We start from the raw sequence: 6547 nt of genomic DNA on the forward strand, positions 1-6547 counted from the left end.
GGGGCCGCAGCATCTGATTCCCCACGTTCTCTCGTCCAGAAAGCCAAACAAATGACCCTCCCGCCGTTCGACGTCGACACAGTGCTGGCTGAGCTCACGCTCGAAGAGAAGGCCTCGCTGCTGTCCGGGCTCGACGACTGGTTCACCCAGCCCATCGACCGCCCGGGGCTCACCCGGCCGGTGCCGCCGATCGAGGTTGGGGACGGCCCGCATGGCCTGCGCAAGGAGACTGGCGTCGACATGGTGTGGGTGCCGGCGACGGGCTTCCCCACCGCCTCGGCGATGGGCGCGTCGTGGGATCGTGACCTCACGCGACGTGTGGGCGCCGCCATCGGTGAAGAGGCGCGCGCGCAGGGCGTGCAGGTCGTTCTCGGGCCGGGCGTCAACATGAAGCGCTCACCACTGTGCGGACGCAATTTCGAGTACTTCTCTGAGGACCCGTTCCATTCGGGCGAGCTGGGCGCTGCGTACGTGCAGGGCGTGCAATCCACCGGTGTCGGCACGTCACTCAAGCACTTCGCGGCCAACAACCAGGAGATCGAGCGCACCCGCATCTCCGTTGTCGCCGATGAACGGACGCTCCGGGAGACCTACCTCGCGGCGTTCGAGCGCGTGGTCCGCCAAGCCGACCCGTGGACCGTCATGTGCTCGTACAACCGGCTTCGGGGCATACACGCGTCGGAGAACCGGTGGCTGCTCACCGAGGTACTGCGGGACGATTGGGGGTTCGAGGGCGCCGTCGTCTCCGACTGGAACGCCGTGCACGATCGTGTCGCCGCCGTTCGTGCAGGACTCGATCTCGAGATGCCCGGAACCGAAGGGCGAACGGATGCTGAGATCGTCGCCGCCGTGCGATCCGGCGAACTCGACCAGACGACCGTCGACGACGCCGCCCGCCGTGTGCTGCGCCTGATCGCGCGAGCCTACCCGGGTGCCGAGCTCGTGCGAGGCCCGGTGATCACGCTCGGGCACAACCCGGGGGACCCTCTCACGCCCGCGCAGCGTCGGCTCTTGCGCGCCGATGAACACCACGTTCTGGCACGCGAGGCCGCCGCCGGGTGCATCACTCTGCTGCGCAACCAGCCGGCACCGCACGGTGGCACCGCCCTTCCGTTGCCTGAAGCGGACACCGGCACCATTGCGGTCGTCGGCGCCTTCGCCGAGCACGCCCGCATCCAGGGCGGCGGTTCCTCCGGGGTGGATCCGACGCATGTCGACGCCCCCCTGGACGCCATCCGCGCCATCGCAGGGGAGCGGGTCGTCTTCGCACCTGGATACGTCTACCTGCCGAAGAACGCGTACCAGGATGACAACATCGCCACCCTCGCCGCACACGACGTCACCTTCGTCGAAGAGCGCCCGACGGTCGCGCGACGCTCCGCGACCCTTGCCCGCGAGCTGCAGCTCGCCGAAGCGGTCCAGCACGCGGTGAACGGACCACTCTCGCGCGCGGCACAGCGTCTCATCGACGAGGCCGTGTCCGTTGCCGAGACGGCCGAGACGATCGTCGTCTTCGCCGGCCTTCCGCTCGCCTTCGAGCAGGAGGCCAACGATCGGGCGACCCTCGCCCTTCCGGGGGACCATGTCGCCCTGATCTCGCGCCTGGCTGACCTGCGCGAGCGCACCGGCGCGAACCTCATCGTCGTGCTCTCCAACGGGGCCGCGGTGACAATGGACCCGTGGCACGACCGCGTCGACGCTGTCGTCGAGTCGTGGCTCACCGGCCAAGCACTCGGTGGTGCTGTCGCAGATGTGCTGTTCGGGCGTGTGAACCCCTCCGGCAAGATCTCCGAGACCTTCCCGATGGTCCTCGAAGACACGCCGGGTCAGCCCAACTGGCTGGGGGAGCGCGGCACCGTGCTCTACGGTGAGGGCGTCTTCATCGGCTACCGGTGGTACGACGCGCTGAGCCGCACCGTGCGCTACCCGTTCGGGCATGGCCTGTCGTATACGACGTTCGCGTACTCGGACCTCGAGGTGGAGATCACGGATGCAGCGGCGGGCCGCGTGCGCGTCTCGGCGACGATCACCAATGTGGGGCCCATGGCGGGCGCGGAGGTCGTTCAGCTTTACGTCGGCGACCCCGACGCCGAGGTGTACCGCCCGATCCGGGAACTGCGGGCGTTCGAGAAGGTCCGACTCGACGCGGGCCAATCGGCGCGGCTCGAGTTCGAGCTGGTCAACCGTGACTTCGCCTACTGGGACGCCGTGGCCGAGCGCAGCGATGGGCGCCTGGGCCTGTGGCGCCGGGAGGGTGGCGAGTTCCGCATCGAGGTCGGAGCGTCCTCACGCGACATTCGCCTCTCCCAGACGATCGAACTCCCAGACGACCCGACGATCCCGGCCTTGCTCCGGGACGCCGACCTCCAGGACGCCAGCGCGTCGCGGTTCGTGCAAGGACACGCCGGATGACCGGCGTCCCGCCTGGTGCTGCCGAAACGCTGCCCACCCCCGCGGGTCCACGCCCCGTGCCCATCAGCGTCGCCGTGCGCGACCATCGCCTCCCGGCAACGGGGACCGCGGTGCGTGACTATGTTCCGGAACGTGCGAGCGGTGCGCCTCTGCTGTGGGTTCATGGCGGCGCATTCGCGGGCGGCAGCATCGACATGCCCGAGTCGGATGCTGTCGCCCGCCATCTCGCAGCGACTGGTCGGCACGTCCGGACGGTCGAATACCGGTTGGCTCCCGACTTCTCCCACGAAGGCCCTCTGCGCCACGATCCGGCCGGGGGCCGCTACCCGGCCGCGCAGGGAGACGTTCTGGAAGCGTTCGCCGGCCTCTCCGCCGGTGGCCCGGCCTTCCTCGGCGGGGCCAGCGCGGGGGCATGCCTGGCGGCAAGCGCCGCAATCAGCCTGCGTGACGACCGTCGGTCGCTGCCCGTCGGTCTCGTGCTCGTCTACGGCCTTTTCCACTCTTCATTGCCGACGCACACCGACCGGGAAGGGCTGCGGCTGTGCGAGATGGCCGACGCCCAGGCGATTCGATGGCTGACTCGGATGACTCTCAACTACGCCGGCAGCAACGACCTCCTCGCCGACCCACGGGTCTTCCCGGGCGAGGGAGATCCGGCGGGTTTGCCACAGACGCTGATCCTGGATGCCGATCGCGACATCCTCCGAGCTTCGGGCAAACGCTTCGCCTCGCAATTGCGTTCTGGCGGGGTACCCACCGTAGAGCGCGTCGTAGCCGACTCTGAACACGGATTCCTCAACGAACCAGCAAGCCCGCACTTCGCGCGCGGAACCGCCGAGATCACGCGATGGATGACCCAAGCTGCGACGGGTGTCAGACCTCTCTGAGCTGCCGCCACGCCGTTCTCGCCAGCCACAGCTCGGAGACGTCACGGGTTCTGCGGACGCTTCGCCCCGTGAGCGCCTCGATCCTGTTGAGCCGGTACACGAGGCCCTGACGATGCAGACCCAGCGTCCCTGCGGCGATGCCCCACTGCAGATCACTGTCCAGAAAGGTGAAGAGCGTCTCGCGCAACAGCACGAATCGCTGCTCGTCGCCGGCCAGCGGCCCGAGAACGGTCGAGATGATCTGCGAGGCCTCGGAGCGTGAGCGCGCCAGGAGCGACACACGTTCGCCTGTGAACTCACGCCAGTGGTCCCCTCGACCTCGCGCAGCAGCGTGCTCCGCAGTGGCTTCGGCCACGGCACCGGACATGTCGCCGATCTGTCGATGCACGGCCGAGACTCCCGACTCCGGACAGATCTCCTGCACGAGCAGGCGTACTTCCTCCAGGTGGTGCGTGGGAGCAACGATGACGATCTTTCCATCGGTCTCGATCGCTGTCGTCGGCAGGCCGGCCACCGCGAGGGCGGTCCGCACCCGCAGGGGCGTCTCGCAGGTGGTGACGATGGCCCGGTACCCCGCGGTCTCGTCGCCCCAGAGTCGCGCCAGTTCAGCGCTGACGTGTGTACGCCCGGCAAGCAGATGCTCCAGGATCGCGGCACCATCCCGCATTCGCGCTTGGGCATCCTGCGCAACGGTATTGGTGTGCACGGTGAGGATCTGCGTGAGGTGGACAAGCGTCAGGCTATCTAGGGGAGTCGAGGCGCCGATCAGTAGCCGGGTCGGGCGGTGGGTGCGCAAGGGATAGGCACGTGCCACAGTCGGGCCGAGCACTCCCTGCCCGAGGAGCACGCACCCTGTCGCGTCATCGACGACCGTGAGACGGACCCCGAGAACATCGCTGAGATCCTCGGTCGTACGGCGCGGATCCTGATGACGTTGGCCGGCAACCTGGTACAACTTGGCCAGGCCCAGCACGTTCATCGTCTGCCGCTCTGTGTTCGCGGCGGCGACCGTGCGGCCGATGGCGGCGAATGGCGTGTTGGGTCCCGTCGTCAGAACGGGGAAGCCGCGAGAGTCTGCCTCGGCGAGCATCGCCTTGGTGAGCCGGGGAGCCAAGCCGTCGTCCCCGACGGCGATACCGGCAAGCCCGGCGGCGTCAAGCCTTGCGATGAGGTCTCGCTGTTGCTGCGCGCCGTGGGGAATGCATAGCCCGATCGTCATCAGAAGTTCATGGGGTCCGAGCCACTTATCGGGATCCGCCATCTCGCAGGAGTGCGCCCACAAGATGGTTCGGCCCAACCCGTCGGCGCCGCTCACCAGCCTCGTGTCTAACGTCGGGTTGCTGACCAGGTCAGCAATCGTGAAGGCTTGCGACAAGTCTCACCTTTCGTATGGCGATCGACCAGACACTAGCAGTTTGCTCAGTAGATGCGACAGTTCGTCGTGCATACGTTTGATTCTGCGGGTCGATGCCGGCCCTGCAGACGCCGAAGGAGATGACATGACCCGCACCGCCGTTGTCGGCGCAGGCCTCGCGGGCCTCGCTGCTGCGACCGAGCTCGTCCGCGCAGGACACGACGTCACGGTGTTGGAAGCGCGTGACCGTGTGGGGGGCCGGGTATGGTCCGAGGCGTTCCGTGCGGCAGGCGGGTCTCACGTCATCGAACGGGGCGCCGAATTCGTGCTCGGCGGCTACGAGACGTTTCGGCACTACTGCCGAGAGCATCAGCTGGAGCTCGTCGATACGGGTATGAGCTACTACGTACGGACACCGGCCGACCGCCCGGGGGTGAGCACGGACGCGATGGCCACGCTGGGAAGACGCGCGGCCGAGGCGGTCGAGGCCGGCAACGGTGCACGCTCGGTTGCCGATGTTCTCGACGAGATCGGCGTCGTGGGCGACACTCGCGAGGCGCTCGAGTCAAGGATCGAGATGTCTACTGCGGTGCGCGTCGATGAGGTGACTGCGGAGGGCACCCTCGAGCACGTCGCATCCTTCAACCCGCAGCCCAGCTGGCGTGTCGGTGGGGGCAACCAGCGACTCCCCGAGGCGATGGCTTCTGCCCTCCCAGGGGGCATCCGTCTGAACTCGAAGGTCGCTGCCGTCGTGCAGCACGGTGACACGGTCGTCATCACGGCTGACGGCGAGCCGGAGCCGTTCGACTACGCCGTCGTGGCACTTCCCTTCGGCGTGGTGAACGACCCCGCGTCCCTGCGCATCGACATCCCCACACGCAAACAAGAGGCGATGTCACGCGTCGTCCAGGGCAATGCGGCGAAGCTGCACTTCAGCCTCGAGGAGGTTCCGTCGACGAGTGCAGTGATGAGCGTTTCAGGCCGGTTCTGGACCTGGACCGCGAACGGGCCCGGAGGCGCCGTGGCTCCGGTGCTGAACTGCTTCGGGGGTGAGATCGGTCATCTCCTGCGTCTGGGCATTGATCAGGGGGCACGCGAATGGGAGAGCCAAGTGCGGGAGCTTCGTGCCGACCTGGTCATGAGCCGGGCGCGCGCCCTTCTCACCAGTTGGCCGTTCGATCCGCTCGCGCGTGGCGCATACACCGCGCACGCGCCCGGCTTCAGCGCCGCGGATGCAGATGCACTCGCTGCTGCACACGGCCGGGTCTACTTCGCAGGAGAGTACATCGACCCGGAGTTCACCGGCCTCATGGAAGGCGCTCTGCGCAGCGGCCACGGCGCCGCCGCGGCACTGCTTGCGGCGGACACCAAGGTGGCGGCATGACGGGCTTCGCCGCCACTCGATTTGTCGTCGACCTGATCGACTGGCCAGATGCAGTGGCTATCGCAACCGAACGCGTCATCGCGGGCGAGCCGACCGCCTCCACGTTCGTCGTCCAAGACACACCTACGCACCAGGTGGGGCTCTGGCGCGTCACCCCGGGAGAGTTCCTGACAGATCACACGGGTTACACCGAGTACATTCACGTCCTTTCCGGTACCGGCCGTCTCATCGACCACGACGGTGCTGTTCTGGAGATCGGTCCGGGAACGACTGTCCTCATGGAGCCCGGCTGGAAGGGCAGCTGGGTCGTCGACGCAACAATCACCAAGGTCTACACGGTGATCAACGCATGAGTATCACCACGACGATCGAGAACCGTGAGACCGAGCTGCTGGCCTCCGTCCCCGATGCCCTGTTCATCGGCGGGGAGTGGCGTGCGGCGTCGGCCGGCAAGACCCTGAAGGTGTACGACCCGTCGAACGGCCAGGTCGTGAAAGAGATCGCCGACGC

Annotated in this window: 5 protein-coding genes; 4 read left to right on the plus strand and 1 reads right to left on the minus strand. The window is 67.5% G+C overall.

The genetic code is table 11. The features are described 5' to 3' along the window. The first annotated feature begins 51 nt into the window (after window positions 1-51). Both ACTHNQ_RS05145 and ACTHNQ_RS05150 read left to right on the plus strand, forming a co-directional pair. The gene (locus tag ACTHNQ_RS05145) at window positions 52-2412 is read left to right on the plus strand and encodes a glycoside hydrolase family 3 C-terminal domain-containing protein (RefSeq protein WP_440331689.1); all 2361 of its coding nucleotides are present in this window, start codon (window positions 52-54) and stop codon (window positions 2410-2412) included. Next, window positions 2409-3299: an alpha/beta hydrolase fold domain-containing protein gene (locus ACTHNQ_RS05150; protein WP_440331691.1), complete on the plus strand. Its 891-nt coding sequence runs from the start codon at window positions 2409-2411 to the stop codon at window positions 3297-3299. The genes ACTHNQ_RS05145 and ACTHNQ_RS05150 overlap by 4 nt, the downstream gene beginning before the upstream one ends. Here the strand turns inward: ACTHNQ_RS05150 and ACTHNQ_RS05155 are convergent. Then, the gene (locus ACTHNQ_RS05155; RefSeq protein ID WP_440331692.1) at window positions 3286-4674 is read right to left on the minus strand and encodes a PucR family transcriptional regulator; all 1389 of its coding nucleotides are present in this window, start codon (window positions 4672-4674) and stop codon (window positions 3286-3288) included. The two genes, ACTHNQ_RS05150 and ACTHNQ_RS05155, sit on opposite strands and share 14 nt — an antisense overlap. A 40-nt stretch (window positions 4675-4714) precedes the next feature. Here ACTHNQ_RS05155 and ACTHNQ_RS05160 point away from each other — a divergent pair, with 40 nt between their 5' ends. Continuing rightward, complete coding sequence (locus ACTHNQ_RS05160) at window positions 4715-6037, plus strand: flavin monoamine oxidase family protein (RefSeq protein ID WP_440331694.1); 1323 nt, start codon at window positions 4715-4717, stop codon at window positions 6035-6037. Beyond that, a complete protein-coding gene (locus ACTHNQ_RS05165; protein WP_440331695.1) occupies window positions 6034-6390 on the plus strand; it encodes a cupin domain-containing protein in 357 nt (118 codons plus the stop codon). The genes ACTHNQ_RS05160 and ACTHNQ_RS05165 overlap by 4 nt, the downstream gene beginning before the upstream one ends. Window positions 6391-6547 lie beyond the last annotated feature (157 nt).

Origin of the sequence: Microbacterium sp. (assembly GCF_051953575.1) — a bacterium.
GTDB lineage: Bacteria > Actinomycetota > Actinomycetes > Actinomycetales > Microbacteriaceae > Microbacterium.

Excerpts from the sequence above, each read along its gene's own strand:
- ACTHNQ_RS05145 (WP_440331689.1), top strand. The coding sequence starts at position 52 with ATGACCCTCCCGCCGTTCGACGTCGACACAGTGCTGGCTGAGCTCACG.
- ACTHNQ_RS05150 (WP_440331691.1), top strand. The coding sequence starts at position 2,409 with ATGACCGGCGTCCCGCCTGGTGCTGCCGAAACGCTGCCCACCCCCGCG.
- ACTHNQ_RS05165 (WP_440331695.1), top strand. The coding sequence starts at position 6,034 with ATGACGGGCTTCGCCGCCACTCGATTTGTCGTCGACCTGATCGACTGG.